We start from the raw sequence: 19,800 nt of genomic DNA, 5'->3' as shown, positions 1-19,800 counted from the left end.
TAGGAAATTGCGTCCTATGAAACAAAAAACGCTCCGCGAGGATGCGCACTCGCGCGAAGCAGAAACATGTCGCAAGCGACCGCGCTCGGCGCGAGAATGTGCCAAGGCACATTCTTTTTCATGCGGTAAAATTTATAATTCATCCGGTACTATGCAAAATATCCAATTCAGAAAATACAGTCTGCAAATCGGAACTATTTGTCATATATTTCCCGATTTTTTTCTCTGTCGCCTACTTTCTAATTCCCTGATTCTATTGTATAATAATTTTAATAGGGTGCCGGATCGCGAGCGGGCACGGTTGGGAGGTAGTAGCTATGAAGAATATTCTATTTATTGCATCGGAGGCGGTTCCATTTATCAAGACAGGAGGTCTGGCAGACGTTGTCGGATCTCTTCCAAAATGTTTTGATAAGCAGTATTTTGATGTGCGTGTTATGATCCCGAAGTATCTGTGCATCAAAGAGTCATTCCGCAGTGAAATGAAGTATGTGAACCATTTTTATATGGATTATCTGGGACAGAACCGGTATGTGGGCATCCTGGAATATGAATATGAGGGCGTGACCTTCTATTTTATTGATAATGAGAGTTATTTCTGGGGTGATCGCCCGTATGGGGACTGGTATTACGATCTGGAGAAGTTTTCTTTCTTCTGCAAGGCGGCTCTCTCATCCCTGCCGGTGATCGGCTTCAAGCCGGATGTCATCCACTGCCACGACTGGCAGACGGGACTTATCCCGGTGCATCTCAAGGACAAATTCCACGGCGGCGAGTTCTTCCGGGATATCAAGTCCGTCATGACGATCCACAACCTGAAATTCCAGGGTGTGTGGGATGTGAAGACAATCCAGCATTTCTCTGAGCTGCCGGACTACTATTTTACACCGGATAAGCTGGAAGCTTACAAAGACGGCAATATGTTAAAAGGCGGCATCGTATACGCGGATGCGATCACGACGGTCAGCAACACCTACGCGGAGGAGATTAAGACTCCGTTCTACGGCGAGGGACTGGACGGTCTGATGCGTGCGAGAAGCAACAGTCTGCGCGGTATCTTAAATGGTATTGATTACGATGAATTTAATCCGGAGACAGATAAACGGATCGTACAAAATTATAACGCAAAGACATTCCGCAAGGAGAAATCCAAGAATAAAAAGGCGCTGCAGGCGGAGCTGGGACTGGCGCAGGACGAGAAAAAGTTCATGATCGGTATCGTCTCCCGTCTGACCGACCAGAAGGGACTTGACCTGGTACAGTGTGTGATGGATGAGATCTGTACGGAAGATGTACAGCTGGTTGTGCTGGGAACCGGAGATGAACGGTATGAAAATATGTTCCGCCACTATGACTGGAAGTACAATGATCGTGTTTCCGCTAATATTTATTATTCGGAAGATATGTCGCATAAGGTATATGCAGCCTGTGACGCATTCCTGATGCCGTCGCTGTTTGAACCATGTGGGCTGAGCCAGCTCATGGCGCTTCGCTACGGAACCGTGCCGATCGTGCGTGAGACGGGTGGCCTCAAGGATACTGTATGGCCATACAATGAATACGATGGAACCGGAACAGGATTTTCCTTTGCTAACTACAATGCACATGAGATGCTCGACTGCATCCGCTATGCAAAATACATCTATTATAATAAGAAGCGCGAGTGGAACAAGATCGTAGACCGCGGCATGGCGGCTGATTTTTCCTGGCAGACATCGGCTGGAAAATATCAGGAATTGTATGACTGGCTGATAGGATATTAATGACGGACCGAGTGATTTAGGACAGTGGCATATGTGTGGAAGAAAACAGAGGAATTAAGATAGTACAGGAGAGAAACATGACTTTTTTTCAGGAATTGACATCAAACCAGACGCTGATGACCGGCGTGACCGGGTGGGTGGTCGCCCAGGTGCTCAAGACGATTCTGGACATCGGGCTGAACCATTCGTTCAACCCGGAGCGTCTGATTGGCTCCGGCGGTATGCCGAGTTCCCACTCATCCACTGTATGTTCGCTGGCAACGGCGGCGGCGCTGCGGTACGGAGTGGGAAGCTTTGAATTTTCCATCAGCTTTATTCTGGCGATGGTTGTTATGTATGACGCGATCGGTGTCCGGCAGGAGACAGGAAAGCAGGCAAGAGTTCTGAACCGCCTGCTTTTCGATGATTTCCTCAAGCTGGACGGCGTGGTATTACAGGAAAAATTGAAGGAATACGTGGGGCATACGCCGATACAGGTAGCAGCAGGCGCGATTTTAGGCATTTTGATTGCATTTATTCTCGATCCGATGTTCATATAACGAACATCGGATCTTTTCATTTTGGCTGATAGATGGTATAAATATAGGGATAACGTGTATCTAAGCGTTAAATGAAACTGAGGAAATGAGAACAGAACAATGGAACAGAGAAGAGACATAGAAAATATCAAACCAGCCTGCCGGTTAATTTTGGCGAGTGCGTCTCCGCGCCGCAGGGAGCTTTTGGAGCGGATTGGGCTGAAACCGGAGATTCATCCGAGCACTTTGGAGGAAAATCCGCTCTGTACGGAACCGGCGCAGGTTGTGATGGAACTGGCGGGACAGAAGGCGCGCGATGTGATGGCGCAGGTGCGTGAGGAGGCGCGGACGACGGGAATCCCATTTTCCGGGATTATCATTGGTTCCGATACCGTTGTCAGTGTGGATGACGAGATTTTAGGAAAACCGGCGGATCGGGATGAGGCGCTTGAGATGATCGGACGGATCCAGGGGCGCAGCCACCGTGTATACACGGGCGTGGCGATCCTGACTGAGGATCGGGAGAGCTGCTTTGCGGTTGAGACGCGGGTGGATGTATATCCGATGAACGATGCGGAGATCGAGGCGTATGTAGACTGCGGCGAGTCGATGGACAAGGCGGGTGCATACGGCATTCAGGGAAGTTTTGCCGCGCATATCCGCGGAATCGATGGTTCTTACACGAATGTGATGGGGCTGCCGGTCGGAAGGCTCTATCAGGAATTGAAGCGGATCTGCCCGGAGAAGATAGAAGATCTGCTCAAGCATACGGCCTGAGGTGGATGGCTGATGGAAAGAAAGTTACTGTTCACGGGTAGGCACTTTTGGAACCGAAAGTGCCGTAAGAAAACGTGGTGGCAGACCGTGAACCAGAGTGGAAGGATTGACAGAACGCAGCGCTGCTGGTCATATGTGTGAACAGTAATAAATCAGCCGCTCAGAGAGAATATGTGACAGGAATTGCTAAAATATGCAGGAGAAAGGGAGTATCCATGCAGAAACAGAAAAGGAAGACAAACCATATCCACCGGGCGGCGTGTGCCCTGCTTGCGGGGCTGGCGCTCAGCCTGGGGCTTTTGACTGGATGCGGCTCGGACGGCAGCACGATCGTGGTGGGAAAGAAGAATGAAAAGGGTTATTTCCGCGCGGAAGTGATGGTGATTGCCATGACGGAGAAAAAACGCTATGAGGAGGTCTGTACGGATCAGATCTGGGGTGTTTCAGTTGGAGAAAAGGGCGATGATTTTGAAACGTATCTAAAAAAACAGATCCGTTCGTTTATGGATGAGCTGAAAATCATGAACCTGCTGGCAGCCGATCGGGGGATTTCCCTGACTTCAGAGGAGCGGGCGGCGATGGACCGGGCAGCAGCCGAGTATTTTGGGCGTCTGCCGCAGTCGGCGATTGACTCGATGGGCGTGACAGAGGCGGATGTCCAGCATATCTATGAGGATTATGGTCTGGCGGAGAAGCTGGCGGGACAGCTCACGGACAATGTGGCGCTGGAGGTCAGCGACAGTGAGGCAAAGGTGATCCATGTCAGTCAGATAAAGACATCGGATGAGAGCGAGGCAGACGCCTTCCAGCGGGCGGCATCGCAGGAAGATGCCGATTTCCAGTCCTGTGCCGAGGAGGCGGGGCTGACGGTGAGTGACCGGGTGCTGGGGCGCGGTGATGAGTCGGATGCCTATGAGAAAGAGGCATTTTCCCTTGCCGAGGGCGCAGTCAGCCAGGTGATCCATGCGGACGACGCGTACTATGTGCTCAAATGTACGGACGATTATGACGAGGACGAGACGGCGGCGCGCAAGGAGCGCATCTACGAGGAGCGGAAAAAACGCGCCTTTCAGGAGATCTACGACCGGTTCAGCAATACGATCTCCGTTTCTTACAGCAGCGGGCTCTGGGACAGTCTGGATCTGACCTCGGAGTTCGAGAAAAATGACGCGGATTTCTTTGAGATTTACGCGGAATATGCGATCAAATAGGTAGTCTGTACCTGGGGCGGGTAGATAAAAAGTAAACTTATTTTTAAAAAAGGATAACAATTCGGAACAACCGCTTGACTACCGGGGAAAATTCTTCTACAATGAACGGTAATGTCCGGTCAGGCGGACATACTGTGGAGGAAAAATACATGAATATCATAAAAGCGGTCAATCTTGTATTTGATTATATAAGACGCGATGAAGAGGGGCAGGTAGAGGAAGTAAAGCGCGCCCTGGATCATGTGAATCTGGAGATTGAGAAAGGCAGCTTTGTGGCAATCCTGGGACACAATGGTTCCGGCAAGTCCACATTTGCCAAGCAGATCAATGGCATTTTGAGCCCGACTGACGGTACGCTTTTTGTATCGGAGATGGATACGAGGGACGAGGCGCATCTGTGGGATATCCGCAAAAATGCGGGCATGGTCTTTCAGAACCCGGATAACCAGATCATAGGAAATATAGTGGAAGAGGACGTCGGATTCGGTCCGGAAAATATCGGAGTTCCGACCGAGGAGATCTGGAAGCGAGTGGATGAGAGCTTAAAGGCAGTCGGGATGACGATGTACCGCAAGCAGTCCCCGAACCATCTGTCCGGCGGACAGAAGCAGCGTGTGGCGATCGCGGGCGTCATGGCGATGAAACCAGAATGTATCGTGCTCGATGAGCCGACGGCGATGCTCGATCCGAACGGACGCAAGGAGGTTATCCGCACCGTCCATGAGTTAAACCGGGCGGAAGGAATCACGATGGTGCTGATCACCCATTATATGGAAGAGGTGGTCGATGCAGACCGCGTGATCGTCATGGATGACGGTCATATCGTGATGGACGGCACGCCGAAGGAGATTTTCTCCCGCGTGGAGGAACTAAAACAATACCGGATGGATGTGCCGCAGGTGACGGAGCTTGCGTGGGAGCTTAAGAAAAAGGGAATTCCGCTTCCAGATGGAATCCTTCGTAAATCGGAGCTTCTGGACGCACTGGTACCGCTTTTGAAAGAGGAATAGAGATGGCAATACAGGTAGAAGATTTGTGCTACACCTACGGCGAGGGCACGGCGTTAGAGCGCCAGGCATTAAAGCACGTGAGTTTTGAGATTCAGGACGGCGAATTTGTCGGTCTGATTGGTCACACTGGATCGGGAAAATCAACCCTGATCCAGCATTTAAACGGTCTGATCAAGCCGACCAGCGGCGACATTAAGTATCAGGGTGTCAGCATTTACAGCCAGGGTTATAAATTAAAGGATCTGCGGAGTAAAGTGGGGCTGGTGTTCCAGTATCCGGAGTACCAGCTCTTTGAGGCAGATATTTTTACAGACGTCTGTTTCGGACCGAAAAATCTGGGGCTTCCGCAGGAAGAGGTGGAAAAACGTGCCCGCCATGCCTTAAAGCTGGTCGGCATGGATGAAAAATTTTATAAGCAGTCCCCGTTTGAACTTTCCGGCGGACAGAAACGCCGCGTCGCGATCGCGGGTGTACTGGCGATGCGTCCGGAGATGATGATCCTCGACGAGCCGACGGCGGGACTCGATCCGCAGGGGCGCGATGAGATTTTAGGTCAGATCGAGCGCCTGAACCGGGAGCACGGGCTGACGATTTTGGTGGTTTCCCACAGCATGGAGGACATGGCGCGCTACGTGGACCGCATCATGGTCATGAACGACGGCGTGAAGATGTTTGACGATACGCCGAAGGAGGTATTCCGCCATTACAAGGAGTTAGAGGCGATCGGTCTTGCCGCGCCGCAGATCACTTATGTGGTGCAGGGACTTCGGGAGCGCGGGATTCCGATCGACGACACGATCACGACGGTAGAAGAGGCGCGGGAGGCGATTCTGGCGCTGTATAACAAGCGGAGGGAGAAACAATGATACGGGATATCACAATCGGACAGTATTATCCGGTCGAATCAGTGGTTCACCGGCTGGATCCGCGTACCAAGCTGTTTGGAACGCTGATCTACATTATTTCATTATTTTTCGCGGACAACCTGCTCTGCTATGCAGTGGCAACCGTATTTCTGGCGATGGCGGTCCGCACCTCACGCGTACCATTTAAATTTATCGTGCGAGGACTCAAGGCGATCGTGTTCCTGTTACTTATCAGTATCAGCTTTAATCTGTTTCTGACAAATGGACGGGTGATTTTTCAGATAGGATTCTTAAAAGTGACGCATGAGGGCTTGCGGCTGGCAGTTTTCATGGGTCTGCGCCTGATGTATCTGGTGATTGGTTCCTCTGTCATGACGCTGACGACGACCCCGAACCAGCTTACGGACGGCTTGGAGCGGAGTCTGGGATGCTTGAACCGTCTCCATGTGCCGGTGCATGAGATCTCGATGATGATGTCGATCGCGCTGCGCTTTATCCCGATTCTGATTGAGGAGACGGATAAGATCATGAAGGCACAGATGGCGAGAGGCGCTGATTTTGAATCTGGCAATCTCGTACAGCGGGCAAAGAGCATGATCCCGATTCTGGTACCACTTTTCGTATCGGCGTTCCGCCGCGCGACGGATCTGGCGATGGCGATGGAGGCGCGCTGCTACCGGGGCGGAAGTGGGCGCACGAAGATGAAGCCGCTGCATTATGAGAGGAGAGACCGGATTACCTACTTGATTCTTCTGGCTTATCTGGGAATTGTGATTGTACTGCGGATCGTTTTTTAGCGAAAAAGGGGTTACTGTCCGCGGGTAGGCACTTTTGGAACCGAAAGAGAGGTGCATAGGCTGTGCAAGCTGTGTGCCTCTTGATTTTTGTATTTTGGTTAGTTACAGCTAACATAAGGTGGAATGGAGAACAACAGAAGGAGGACTTCAATGGAATTAAAACAGCTTGAATATTTTATGGTTGCCTGTGAAAAAGGTAGTTTTAATCAGGCAGCAGAATGCCTATACACATCCCAACCGAATGTCAGCAAGGTGATCGGGATGCTGGAACAGGAGCTGGGGCGTGCGTTATTTGAGCGGACAAGCAGAGGGCTCAGGGTTACCCCATATGGAGAAACGGTCCGGGAGTATGCACACAATATTTTAAATCATGTGAGTCTTATTAACTCGCTGGCAGAAGATACGCAGGAACGGAAATTTACCGTTTCTACCTACCCGAGCAACATGATTGCGAGGCTTCTGACAGATTTTTATAAGAAATATGGCTGCGAGTGCCAGATTTCCCACCGGGAAGGCAGTGTGGAGGAGATTAGTGATCAGGTATCCCAGGGAATTTCGGAGTTGGGGATTGTGTATGTAGCACAGAAACAGGTTCCGGCATTCCGGCATATTTTGTCCCACAAAAAATTGTCTTTTCAGGAACTGGATGTCAAACCTGCCTGTGTTTATGTGGGACCAAATCATCCGCGTTATGAGGATGAGAGTATCGATTTTACCGAGCTTCCGCAGTTAAAATTCGTCAGCGGAATCCGGGATTTTTTCTCAATGGAGCATCATTTAAACCATGTGAGCCTGGGAGCGATCAGCACGGATATGCTGAATACGGTTGTACATACCAATAGCGATCATATGACAATGAATCTCCTGATGCAGAGCGATATCTGCAGCCTGGGAATTGATTTTTTATATGAGGATTATAAACAATATCCAATCCGTAATCTGAAGATCCGGAATAGTGAACCATTTCTGGTAATCGGATATATTTACCAGAATGAAGAAAAGCTGAGTGCGGAGGCAGCGTGGTTTTTAGAACATTTCAAAAAAATGCTTTAATTGTTTAGATATAACAAATCGTTATAGCAATCCCCCTGTAAAACGATAGTGGTTAGTTGTGCGTAACTATGTTATCCTTTTATCTGCCGGTAAAAACGAATTGTTTTAACAAAGTAGATAAAAGAGATGCAGGCTTTCAAACCTGCGTCAGGCATAACAGGAGGACATATATGAAAAAAAGTAAAAGACTCATAGCGGCAGCTGGTGTTCTTTCCGTGGCTGTCTTGGCTGGATGTGGCGGAAACGCTTCAAACAGTACAGAAGGGACAAAATCAGAGCAGAGTGCATCGGCAGAGAGCACGAAGGATGAACTGGTATTTGTTAATTACCGGGATATCCGTGATCTGAATCCACATCTGTATGCAGGTGAAATGTATGCACAGGAAATGCTCTACGAGACCTTAGTCAATATTACAGAAAATGGGTATGAGGGCTGCCTGGCAGAGAGCTGGGATATCAGTGGAGATGGAAAGACCTACACGTTCCACATCCGTGATGGAGTGAAATTTTCGGACGGAGAGGTGTGTGACGCCAACGCGATCAAGGCAAACTTTGATGCAATCATTGAAAACAAAGATCGTCACACCTGGCTGGAAATGATGAATCTTCTGGTTGGGGTTTCGGCTCCGGATGATAAAACCTTTGTGATCGAACTGTCGGAGCCGTACTATCCTCTGCTGACAGAGTTGGGAGTTACCCGTCCGTTTGCAATGATTTCTCCGAAGGCGATGAAGGACGGAAGCACAAAGGATGGCGTAAACGAATACATTGGAACAGGTCCATATGTCCTGACCGATTTTGTGACAGATGAGTATGCAGTATTTGAAGCAAACGAAAACTATTGGGGGGAGCAGCCGTCCATCAAAAAGATTACGGTAAAAGTAATACCGGATAATCAGACGCGTATCATGGCACTGGAAAAAGGGGAAATTGATCTGATTTTCGGTAAAAATATGATTGATGCGGATGCAATTAACCAGTATACGGGAAATGACAATTTTACGGTTGCGTTATCGGATCCGACCTCGACCCGGCAGATTGTACTGAATACAACCCGTGATATTCTGGATGAGAAGGAAGTGCGTAAGGCACTTCAGCATGCGACAAACAAAGCAGCGATTTCAGAAGGTATTTTTTATGGTCTGGAACAGCCGGCGGATACACTGTTTGCATCTACCGTTCCTTACTGCGATATCAATCTGACCCCATATGAGTATGATGTGGAAGAAGCAACGAAGATGCTGGAGGAAGCAGGCTGGACGTTGGCTAGAGACGGCGTACGTGAAAAAGACGGCCAGAAAATGGAACTGGAGCTGCTTTATAACAGCGATAGTGTGACGGAAAAAGCGATTGCGGAGTACCTCCAGAGCGAATACCAGAAGCTGGGTGTCTCCCTGAACATTCATGGAGAGGAAGAACAGTCTTACCGTGATAGTATGAAGGCTGGAAACTTTGACATGGTATTTAATATCTGCTGGGGAACTCCGTATGACCCGCAGTCCTCCCTGGCGGCGATGCGCGCTCCGGTTTATGGAGATTTTGCGGCACAGCAGGGACTGGAAGATAAGGCAGATATCGATGATGCGATTACAGAGATCCTGGTTTCCACGGATGAAGAGCGCCGTCAGGAGCTGTATACATTTGTGCTGACCCGTCTGCATGAGGATGCGGTCTATATTCCGCTTACTTATGAGTGTAATAAGGCAATCTACCGTTCGGATCTGCAGGGCTTCCATTTTACGCAGACTCAGTATGAGGTTCCGTTCGCTGATTTCTATTTTGGAGAGAAGAAATAAAGGAAAAATAAATGAAACAATATATCATAAAACGAATCCTGTCGGCAATTCCGCTTCTTATTATCATTTCGTTTGTGTGTTTTGTGTTTATTAACCTGATACCATCCGATCCGGCGGAGGTGGCACTGCGCATCCGCCAGGTACCGATTATTACAGAAGAAGCGGTGGCACAGGTAAGGGCGGAACTTGGATTGGACAAACCATATCTGATACGATATATTTCCTGGCTGGCTGACTGTCTGAGGGGAGATTTTGGAATCAGTTACGTCAATCCGAGCCGTACAGTTGCGGGCGAACTGATGCGCTGTCTTCCGGCGACTCTGCAGCTTGCGGGTGTATCGTTTGTGATGGTTCTGGTACTGAGCATTCCGATTGGAGTGCTCTGTGCCGTTTATAAGGATGGTGTGTTTGACCGCATCATGCGGGCGATTGTTTTTATGACAACGGCGATGCCTGCATACTGGGTAGGGCTTCTTCTGATCTGGCTGGTTTCGATCAAGCTGGATCTGCTTCCAACGAGCGGAAGCGGGAGCTTTAAACACCTGATTCTGCCATCGTTTACGGTATCATTGAGTTATATATCGACGTATATCCGCCTGATCCGCAATAATATGTTGGAAAACATGAAACAGGATTATGTTCTCTATGCCAATGTGAGAGGCATTCCAAACCGGCAGATTCTTCTTAAACACATTTTGAAAAATTCGATGCATACTTGTATTGTAGCGATCGGAATGAGCATACCGCAGCTGATTTCCGGAACGATCGTCGTTGAGAATGTATTTGCCTGGCCGGGGCTTGGGACACTCTGTATCAGCTCGATTTTTAACCGGGATTATCCGGTGATCCAGACGTATGTGCTATTGATCGGAGTACTATTTGTCGGATTTAATTTATTATTTGATATTCTTCAGACAATTTCAGATCCGCGTCTTAGAAAGGAGAGTCATTGATGGTAGGACGATTGATTCGAAACCGGGCGGCCGTTGGAACGATTGGTCTGGTGCTTATCGTGGCGCTCATAGGGATCTTTGCACCGTTTATCGCACCGAATGATCCGTATGCAACGGATATTTTAAATAAATTTGCCGGATTCAGCCAGCAGTATCCACTTGGTACCGATAATCTGGGACGGTGTATTTTGTCGAGAATGATTTATGGAATCCGTCCGACGCTGGGGCTGGCAGTCCTGACCATGCTTGGAACGATTGGCCTGGGAGCGTTGATGGGACTTTTGGCAGGTTATTTCCGCGGGATCGTGGAAGAGGTGATCATGCGCACAGTCGATGTAATGCTTTCATTTCCGAGCCAGATCATGGTGTTTGCAGTGGTAGCCCTGTTGGGAATCAGCGTGCAGAATGTAATTCTGGCCAATGTGTTTATTAAATGGGCCTGGTATGCGCGGATGATCCGGACAGGTGTTATGCAGTATCGTGACCGGAACTTTGTGCGCTTTTCACGATGTATAGGAACACCAGAATCTTTTATATTATTTCGCCATCTTGTACCGTCAATTGCGGCAGATCTGGCAGTTTTATCCTCTCTGGATGTCGGATGGGCGATTATCAATATTTCAACCCTCTCATTTCTGGGACTGGGTGTACAGGCACCGACACCGGAATGGGGAGCGATGCTGAGCGAGGCGAAGAATGTCCTCACCAGCAATCCGGTACAGATGCTGGTTCCGGGAATTGCGGTGGTAATTCTGGTAGCAGCGTTTAACCTGATGGGAGATGCCCTGCGGGATGTGCTGGATCCGAAGGAGGTGCAGAAATGAGCCTGAATCATGAGCGGGTGCAGCCGATTCTGCGGGTGGATGGACTGAATGTAGAACTGAAAATCAGAAATAAACAGAAAAAATTGGTCGAGAATGTAAGCTTTGAGGTAGAGCCGGGGCAGTGCCTGGGTATTCTGGGAGAATCCGGAAGCGGAAAAAGCATGACGGTAAAAGCAATTCTGGGACTTCTGGACCGCCAGTTCCGGATAGAAGGACAGGCATGGTTTGAGGGAAAGGATCTATGCCGGGCAGGACGGGATGAACTGCGGCGGCTGCGTGGGCAGAAGATAGGCATGGTTCTCCAGAATCCGATGACCTGCTTTGATCCACTTTACCGGATTGGAAGCCAGATGGCCGAGACCTTTGCAGCCCATACAGATTGGGATCGGGCAAAGATCCGGGAGATTTCCCTGGAAGTATTGGAAAAAATGAGAATTCATAATCCGGAGGAAGTGCTGGGGCAGTATCCACACCAGCTTTCCGGAGGAATGCTTCAGAGAATCATGATTGGGCTGGCACTGGCGATGAAGCCGGCACTTCTGGTGGCAGATGAACCGACAACGGCAATCGATGCCATCACCCAGGCTGAAATTTTGAAGGAATTTCAGCGGATCAAGGAAGAAAGTCATACGGCGATGATATTTATCTCCCATGATTTGGGGGCGGTTTCGAAGATTGCGGACGAGATCGTCGTGATGAATGGAGGAAAACTGGTCGAACAGGGCGATTTTGAACATATCTTAAGGCATGCAAAGGATCCGTATACACGGATGCTTGCAGAGACACGGCGCTCGGTCATGGAGCGCTACCGGCTTTGCCTGGATAATCAGGAGGAATTATGCTTGAATTAAAAGATATATGTGTCAGCTTCCGGAGTGAGCGTCAGGATAAATTGTTTGGAACCTCCAGGGACCAGGTGCTGTTTGACGTATCTTTGCAGGTGGAAAAGGGAAGCTGCCTGGGGATCTTAGGAGAAACCGGAAGCGGAAAATCGACGGTTGGACGTGTCCTTTGCGGACTTTTAAAACCGGATTCCGGGCAGGTGCTTCTGGATGGGGAGGAGATTTATCGAAACCGTCAGGGGAGAAAGAATCTGCAGAAGAAAATCAGTATTGTTTTTCAGGATTATACAACCTCGGCGAACCCGCGTTTCCGTATACGGGATATTCTGGCGGAGGGACAGCGGGCAGCAGCACGTAAAAAGGGAATCCGGAAGCTTTCAAGAGAGAAAATAAAAAAAGGTGCCGGAGAGCTGATGGAGATGGTGGGACTAAGTGCAGATTTTCTGGATCGATATCCCCATGAATTGTCCGGCGGTCAGCTCCAGCGAGTCTGCATTGCCCGGGCGGTAGCCTGCGAACCGGAGATAATTCTGTTCGATGAGGCGATTTCATCTTTGGATGCACATACGCAGGTGCAGGTTATGGATCTGCTTATAGATTTAAAGGAGAAACTGAATCTGACGTATGTATTTATTACGCATGATTTGACGTCGGTTACCTATCTGTGCGATGAGGTGCTGTTTTTATACCGCGGACATATCACAGAATGCCGTCCGGTCCGGGAGCTGGGAAAGACAACGGATGAATATGCGCGCAGGCTGCTGCAGGCGATCGTTTAGATGGAATTGAGTAAAAGGAGCAGAAAAGTTCTCAGAACAGGAAATAGAACATGAAAATATATGAAACGAAGGTGGAGGCAGGCACGAAGCAGTGGCTGAAAATTCCGGTGGATGAGGAATGCAGCCTGAAAGCGGCGGCTTTCTGTGGTTCAAGACCGGGAAAACGGTTGATTGTTACAGCGGGGGTACATGGCTGTGAGTACATAGGAATTCTGGCAGTTTCCCGTCTGATTCAGGAACTGGATCCGAGGCAGATGAAGGGAGAGGTTGTATTTCTTCCGATTGCTAATGAAGGTGGATTTTATAAGGAAATCAAGCAGCTGGTACCGGAGGATGGTGTCAATTTAAATCGGGCATTTCCGGGAACGGAAATGGGAAGCCGGTCAGCGAAGATAGCAGCAACTGTGGAAACGTATCTGTATCCAGATGCGGACTTCCTCGTGGATCTCCATAGTGGAGATATTCACGAGATGGTAGTTCCGTTTGCCTTTTTTCCGGTGGCAGCAGGAGAGACGGTAGAAAAAAAGGCGGCTGCAGCGGCAAGAGCGATGTCTTTGTCGTGGAGAGTGGCATCAACGGCGAAAAATGGTCTGTACAGCTGGGCAGCGCAGAAAGGAATCCCGGCTCTTCTACTAGAACGGGGCGGACTGGGACGTTGGACAGAACGGGAGGTGGATGCATATCGGATAAACCTGTATGAACTGCTGGTTCATCTGGATATTTTGCCAGAAAGTATTCTGGAATCAGTCAAAGGAATGAATTTAAAAGATTCAGAAAGCTCCCCGGAATCAGAAGTACTTCCATCCGGGAAAATAGAGCAAAGGGAGATTCGGATCATGCGCTATCTGGAGGCACCGGGAAATGGATTCTGGTATCCGGCTATCCGGGAAGGAAGCTGCCTGAAAAAAGGAGATTTACTGGGAGAAATCCGGCGGCTTGACGGCAGCCTGATGTATCGTTATGAATCAGAGCTTGACGGCATGGTCTTTTACTATACCTTGTCACTGGGGGTAAGTGAGGGAGAACCGCTGGTAGCATATGGGGAATGCTAAGAAAAAAGCATCTTTGGATGAAAGGATCCAAAGGTGCTTTTTGCATAGGAAAAGACGGTCAATAAAAAAATATCTGTCAAAAAAAGGGGATTATATGGTATGATAAATAGCAGAAAATAGATTTTTGAGGATAAATATAGAAATAGAGGAATATATATGAGACGAATTAAGCTAGTGGTTTCCTATGACGGAACTGCCTACTGCGGGTGGCAGCTCCAACCCAACGGAGTGACCATTGAGGAGGTGCTGAATCAGGCACTTTCTTCTCTTTTAAAAGAAGATATCCAGGTCATCGGGGCCAGCCGGACGGATTCCGGAGTCCACGCCATGGGAAATGTGGCAGTTTTTGATACAGAAAGCCGGATTCCAGGGGATAAGATCTGTTTTGCATTGAACCAGCGTCTGCCGGACGATGTGCGGATCCAGGCATCGGAGGAGGTGCCCCTTACCTTCCATCCACGCAAGGCAAACTGCGTGAAAACCTATGAATACAAGATTTTAAACCGCAAGATCGATATGCCGCTGCAGCGCTTATACAGCTATTTCTGCTATTTCAATCTGGATTTAGAGAAAATGCAGAAAGCGGCATCCTATCTCATCGGCGAGCACGATTTTAAGAGCTTTTGTACGGTGCGGACCCAGGCGGAGGAGACGGTGCGGACCATCTACAGCTTAGATATCACCAAGGTAAATGACCTTATTACCATCCGGATCAGCGGCAGCGGCTTTCTCTACAACATGGTCCGCATCATCGCCGGGACGCTGGTTAAGATCGGCATGGGCGTTTACCCGCCGGAGAAGATGGAGGAGATTCTGGAGGAGAAAAACCGAGCGGCAGCAGGTCCTACGATCCCAGCACGCGGGCTGACGCTCGTAAGCCTAGAGTATGAAAAAGAGCTGGCACCGTACCTGGAGGGCGAAAATAAGCACTGGCACTATGTGCTCGATCAGAGAAATGTCTCGGAGAAAGGGTCTGCATACCTCACAATCCAGCGCTGTGAGCCGGAAGAGCTTGACGGCGTGCTGCGCCGCGTGATCCATCAGGCATACCGAAACGGCGCGAAACAGGTGTTTGTGCGGGATACGTTTGGAGAAGAGGGGAGCATCTGCGGATATTACCGGCTGAGACGGCAGCCGGAGACGGAAGAAGGCTGGCTGGAAGCCGTCTACGAGGGTGAACATCAGTGAGTATGAGTAGAACATTTGATTATCTGGTCTGTTTCAGCGTCTATTCGCTGATTATCCTGATCATAGGAAAATCATCGTTCGGTGAGAGCGATTCGATTGGGAAATTTTTTATCGGAGAACGGAAATGCGGGTTCTGGCGGCTGTTTTCCACCTTCGTCGGGACCTGGGTGTCCGCTGCGACCATTCTGGGATACACGGGCAATGTTTTTGAAAATGGAACCTCCGTGATCGCTGTGACGGTTATCCCGTGGTTCATCGGCGCGGGGCTGCTGTATCTCATCAGCGGCCGTATCTATGACTGCGACATGCTCACGATCCCGCAGTTTATCGGGGAGCGCTACCATTCCCGCTTTCTGCGTACCTGCTGTGCGCTGCTGCTCTCGGGCGGTTACGTTTTTTATCTGGTGATCCAGATCAAGGGATTTGGAATTGCGGCGGCGACGCTTTTAAATATCGATTATAAAGTTGCAATTTTTTTGGTTTATCTGTTTATTCTGTATTCTACCTTTGGAGGATTCAATTCGGTTACCAAGACGGATGGCGGAAACCTTATCATGCTCACGATCAGTATAGTGGTTGTCTATTTTGTCGTGGTCGGAGGAATAGAGGGAAGCGGATTTCTGACAAACGCGGAGGTGTTCAGCCGAAATGCGGCGGGCAGCGGGACGGACAGTTTTGGAAATCTGATGAAAGATTACAGCCTTACCATGTACCTCACGATGTTTTTTGGCTGGGGTATGGGGCTGGCAGCGAACCCACAGTATCTGATCCGGATTGTGGCGGCAAAGAGCCGTGAGACGGCGCGGAAAGTCCTGATCTGTTCGCTGGTGTTCTTGACATTTTTTTATTTCTGCCTGACCCAGATCGGTCTGGGGCTTCGGATCCTGTTTCCTTATCTGTCCTATTACTTCGGATCAGACGATATTTTTGTCTACGCAATTAATTATTTGCTCCGATCACGGTTCAGCGGATTTTTCTTAATCAGCGTGATCGGCGCGTGCATGTCGACGGCGAACTCGCAGCTGCTTCTGATTGGCTCGATGATGTCCTACGATGTGGCGGCGCAGTATGGAAAATGGAAGAAAACAGAGGACCGTATCCTGGGGCTGACGCAGCTCTTTATCTTTCTCGGCGGAACGCTGGCGCTTCTGCTCTCCTTAAATCCACCGTCCAACAGCCTGTTTTTCGGCGCGGATATCTGGGGATTGTTTTCAGCAATTCTGACGCCACTTCTCTACGGCACGCTTTATTATAAGCGGGCAACGAGGACGGGCGCATGGGCGGCATTTGTGACAGGGGTAACCGGGACGGTGCTGCTTCAGCCACGCGAGCTGCCGGTTTACTGGGGGTTTCCGGTGACGCTGTGTTCGACCCTGGTTTTTGTCCTTGTCCCGGTGCTGGAGAGTATATGGAAAAAACGTGCTTGCTAAAGGCGGGCATTTGGAAACATGAAGCTGTCAGACAACAGCGAGAAGGAGGCGAAAACGAGCGATGAATAAATGGCTGAAACGTCTTTCAAATTGGTTTTTCCAGATTGAAAATGAGGTCATGATTCCCTTTGTTCTGGTGGGAATCCTTGTCATCGGAAGTTTCAGCGTGATTTCCTATTATAATGGCTACACGATGCAGAAAAACAGTGAGCTGGAGCTGGCGGATACGCTGTTTGAGGATGTAAACCGCGATCTGCACTTTCTGGAAAAGCGTCTGCCGGAGGAGGAGATCGCGGAAAAATACCGGAATTTTGAGCGCGGGCGGATTCGGATTCTGGATCGTGACGGTGAGGAGATCACGGCTGGAACCCGTTGGGAAAACACATCGGTACTGGCAGTCAGCAAGGGGGACAATCCATTTGGCTGGCGGCTGGAGTACCGGATGGATGAGAGAATATTCGGGGAACGCATCTTAGAGCAGCAGAGCTATTTGGTAGTCGGCGCCATCGCGTCGCTGATTCTCATCTGCCAGGCAAGCATTTTCATTTCCCACAGTATCACGCGCCCCATCCGCCGGATGAGCCATACCTGTAAGGAAATCGAGGAAAACAAGGGCAGTTATCAGAAATACCGGTTTGAGGCGGTCAGCCGCCACGACGAGATCGGACAGCTGGCGGTTACCTTTGAGGGGCTGCTCAAAAACATGGATAATTACACGAAAATGGAATATACCAGCCGGATGGCAGCGACGCTGGCGCATGAGATCAAGAACCCGATCGCGGGCATCCGCTCCGGCATTCAGCTTTTAAAGGGCAGGACGGTCAAGGACGGCGATAAAATGCTCTGTGACAGCATGATCCATGAGATCGACCGTGTCACGGCGCTGATCATGAACCTTCTGACTTTGTCAATCCGGCGTGAATCACCGAAAACGGAGATTTCTGTGACCGGTGTTTTAAAGGAGATCGGAATGATCTATGCGAAAGGACCGGACAGCCGCCGCGCATCGCTTTTTGTGGAGGCAGAAGAGGGACTGAGGGCGTGTCTCAATGAAAATGAGTTTCGCCAGATCATTCACAACCTGATCAGCAACAGCCTGAGGGCGCTGGTACCGGACCGCGAGGGACAGATTAAGCTTATGGCAGCCGCGCAGGAGAAAGAAGTGATTGTGACGGTGCGGGACAACGGAAAAGGCATGACGGAGGAAGAAGTCTCCAAGGCGCTGGAACCATTTTATACAAAGAGCATCAACGGAACCGGGCTTGGGCTCTCAATCGTGAGCCGCCTGGTGGAGTCAAATGGAGGAACGATGGAGATCGTGAGCAAGCCGGGGGTAGGGACAGACGTGGTTTTAAAATTTCCGGGGAAAATGGTATAGTGTGACCATTTAATGAGGTATTTCACGAATTTAGTATTTAGAGTATAATGTTATGAAACAGGGAGGAGGATGCACATGGATCGAATTTTGATTGTGGACGATGAATTTCTGATTCGCTATACACTGGAGGAAGGACTGAAAGACAGGGGATATGACGCCTATTCAGCCGCAACCGTCGAGGAAGGGCTGGAGTTTGTCAGGAAATATCATCCGGGTGTGCTCCTTCTCGACAATCTCCTCGAAAACAGTGTCGGGATGGATGAGATTGTCAATTTCAAAAATGCAGATGAGGAACTGCAGGTCATCATGATGACGGCGTACGGTTCCGTCTCCCAGGCGGTTGAGGCGACGAAGCGCGGTGCATATGATTATATTTTAAAGCCGTTTGATGTGGATGAGATCGATATGCTGATCAAGCGGTGTCTGGAGCAGAAGCGCAACCGGGATTCACTCGTCTTCCTGAAAGGCGATGTGCCGCAGTTTTTAGGTGTCAGTGAGGCAGCTGCCCGGATCCGGCACCTTATTCAGGTGCTTGGGGAAAATTTGTCGGTCAATGTACTCCTGCGCGGGGAGACGGGAACGGGCAAGGAAGTTGTGGCGCGGCAGATTCATGCGAACAGCGCCCGCAAGGATAACCTGATGGTACGCATTAACTGCGGTGCGATTCCGGAAAATCTGATGGAGAGCGAGCTCTTTGGCTACGAGCGCGGCGCGTTTGCGGGGGCGCTCAAGACGAAAAAGGGCTTGATTGAGCTGGCGGACGGCGGTACGGTCTTTTTGGACGAGATCGGCGAATTGCCCATGGCGATGCAGACGAAACTTCTGACCTTCCTGGATGACCGGAAATTTAAGCGGATCGGCGCGCTGGAGGACACGGCGGTCGATGTTCGGATCATTGCGGCGACGAACAGAAATCTCGAGGAGGCGATCAAGGCGGGGCAATTCCGGGAGGATCTGTTCTACCGGCTGAATGTCATGCAGATCGAGATTCCGCCGCTTCGTGACCGGCGCGAGGATATCCCGGTGCTCTGTGACTATTACCTTGACTATTATAATAAAGCCTTTGCCCGCAATATCGAAAAAGTGGATCCGGATTTCATGCGGGAGCTGCTCTTGTACGACTGGAAAGGCAATGTCAGGGAGCTTAAAAATATTTTTGAGCGTTGTTTTCTCTTCAGCCAGGGAAATATCCTGGAAAAACACGTGGAGTTGGCGCCGGTCGAGCGGGAGGCAAGGCCGGAGAGCGGGGACTGCATCTATCTGAAAGATTTGAAAAAAGGACCGATCGACCTCGAGCAGGAGGTCGCGGCGCTGGAGAAACGATATATGTCGGAGGCGTTGAAACTTTCCGGCAATAACCTGACGCGGGCGGCGGCACTGCTCGGCGTCACCCGGTTCTCAATGAAACGGAAGATGGAGCGGGAAGACGGGGAGAAGTAGAAAAAGCAGAAAAACTGTATCAGGAGGAAGGACGAAAATGGTTGTCTGGTAAACCGGGTGCAGGAATGAATGGTAAAAGAGTGCAAAAAATCACATCGTGCAAAAACGCACGCCTAAAACGTG

18 protein-coding genes are annotated in these 19,800 nt (G+C 49.8%); all 18 read left to right on the top strand.

The window, feature by feature from the left end:
* Nucleotides 1–317: 317 nt before the first annotated feature.
* Nucleotides 318–1,763, top strand: coding sequence for a glycogen synthase GlgA (gene glgA / locus DWV73_RS09010; protein WP_117796492.1), 1,446 nt, complete (start codon nt 318–320; stop codon nt 1,761–1,763).
* Between the two features lie 77 nt (nt 1,764–1,840).
* Nucleotides 1,841–2,302, top strand: coding sequence for a divergent PAP2 family protein (locus DWV73_RS09005; protein WP_117796491.1), 462 nt, complete (start codon nt 1,841–1,843; stop codon nt 2,300–2,302).
* Nucleotides 2,303–2,401: 99 nt separating this feature from the next.
* Entirely contained in the window at nt 2,402–3,058 is a 657-nt protein-coding gene (locus DWV73_RS09000; RefSeq protein WP_117796490.1) for a Maf family protein, read from the top strand.
* A gap of 215 nt (nt 3,059–3,273) precedes the next feature.
* Complete coding sequence (locus DWV73_RS08995) at nt 3,274–4,269, top strand: peptidylprolyl isomerase (RefSeq protein WP_117796489.1); 996 nt, start codon at nt 3,274–3,276, stop codon at nt 4,267–4,269.
* A gap of 149 nt (nt 4,270–4,418) precedes the next feature.
* A complete protein-coding gene (locus DWV73_RS08990; RefSeq protein WP_117796579.1) occupies nt 4,419–5,279 on the top strand; it encodes an energy-coupling factor transporter ATPase in 861 nt (286 codons plus the stop codon).
* Nucleotides 5,280–5,281: 2 nt separating this feature from the next.
* Nucleotides 5,282–6,145 carry an energy-coupling factor transporter ATPase gene (locus DWV73_RS08985; RefSeq protein WP_107000782.1) on the top strand — a complete coding sequence of 288 codons (864 nt, stop codon included), beginning with the start codon at nt 5,282–5,284 and terminating at the stop codon, nt 6,143–6,145.
* Entirely contained in the window at nt 6,142–6,942 is an 801-nt protein-coding gene (locus tag DWV73_RS08980; protein ID WP_117796488.1) for an energy-coupling factor transporter transmembrane component T, read from the top strand. Before DWV73_RS08985 ends, DWV73_RS08980 begins: the two co-directional genes overlap by 4 nt.
* A 150-nt stretch (nt 6,943–7,092) precedes the next feature.
* Nucleotides 7,093–7,995: a LysR family transcriptional regulator gene (locus DWV73_RS08975; protein WP_107000780.1), complete on the top strand. Its 903-nt coding sequence runs from the start codon at nt 7,093–7,095 to the stop codon at nt 7,993–7,995.
* A 170-nt stretch (nt 7,996–8,165) separates the two neighbouring features.
* Complete coding sequence (gene nikA, locus DWV73_RS08970) at nt 8,166–9,791, top strand: nickel ABC transporter substrate-binding protein (protein ID WP_117796487.1); 1,626 nt, start codon at nt 8,166–8,168, stop codon at nt 9,789–9,791.
* Nucleotides 9,792–9,802: 11 nt separating this feature from the next.
* Nucleotides 9,803–10,744: a nickel/cobalt ABC transporter permease gene (gene opp1B / locus DWV73_RS08965; protein WP_117796486.1), complete on the top strand. Its 942-nt coding sequence runs from the start codon at nt 9,803–9,805 to the stop codon at nt 10,742–10,744.
* On the top strand, nt 10,744–11,568 hold the full coding sequence (gene opp1C / locus DWV73_RS08960) for a nickel/cobalt ABC transporter permease (RefSeq protein ID WP_107000778.1): 825 nt from the start codon (nt 10,744–10,746) through the stop codon (nt 11,566–11,568). The genes opp1B and opp1C overlap by 1 nt, the downstream gene beginning before the upstream one ends.
* Nucleotides 11,565–12,419 (top strand): ABC transporter ATP-binding protein, encoded by an 855-nt coding sequence (locus tag DWV73_RS08955; protein WP_107000777.1) that lies wholly within the window; start codon nt 11,565–11,567, stop codon nt 12,417–12,419. Before opp1C ends, DWV73_RS08955 begins: the two co-directional genes overlap by 4 nt.
* On the top strand, nt 12,407–13,189 hold the full coding sequence (locus DWV73_RS08950; protein WP_117796485.1) for a dipeptide/oligopeptide/nickel ABC transporter ATP-binding protein: 783 nt from the start codon (nt 12,407–12,409) through the stop codon (nt 13,187–13,189). Before DWV73_RS08955 ends, DWV73_RS08950 begins: the two co-directional genes overlap by 13 nt.
* Nucleotides 13,190–13,239: 50 nt before the next feature.
* Nucleotides 13,240–14,241 (top strand): succinylglutamate desuccinylase/aspartoacylase family protein, encoded by a 1,002-nt coding sequence (locus DWV73_RS08945; protein ID WP_117796484.1) that lies wholly within the window; start codon nt 13,240–13,242, stop codon nt 14,239–14,241.
* A gap of 156 nt (nt 14,242–14,397) precedes the next feature.
* On the top strand, nt 14,398–15,429 hold the full coding sequence (gene truA, locus DWV73_RS08940) for a tRNA pseudouridine(38-40) synthase TruA (protein WP_117796483.1): 1,032 nt from the start codon (nt 14,398–14,400) through the stop codon (nt 15,427–15,429).
* 2 nt (nt 15,430–15,431) lie between these two features.
* Nucleotides 15,432–16,859 carry a sodium:solute symporter family protein gene (locus DWV73_RS08935; protein WP_107000773.1) on the top strand — a complete coding sequence of 476 codons (1,428 nt, stop codon included), beginning with the start codon at nt 15,432–15,434 and terminating at the stop codon, nt 16,857–16,859.
* A gap of 61 nt (nt 16,860–16,920) precedes the next feature.
* On the top strand, nt 16,921–18,237 hold the full coding sequence (locus tag DWV73_RS08930) for a HAMP domain-containing sensor histidine kinase (RefSeq protein ID WP_117796482.1): 1,317 nt from the start codon (nt 16,921–16,923) through the stop codon (nt 18,235–18,237).
* 75 nt (nt 18,238–18,312) lie between these two features.
* Nucleotides 18,313–19,677: a sigma-54 dependent transcriptional regulator gene (locus tag DWV73_RS08925; protein ID WP_107000771.1), complete on the top strand. Its 1,365-nt coding sequence runs from the start codon at nt 18,313–18,315 to the stop codon at nt 19,675–19,677.
* Nucleotides 19,678–19,800 lie beyond the last annotated feature (123 nt).

The organism is Clostridium sp. AF12-41 (assembly GCF_003461685.1).
In the GTDB taxonomy this organism is placed as follows: domain Bacteria; phylum Bacillota; class Clostridia; order Lachnospirales; family Lachnospiraceae; genus Otoolea; species Otoolea fessa.
The sequence above is the reverse complement of the archived record's forward strand: the minus strand, read 5'-3'. Positions and strand labels throughout refer to the sequence as shown.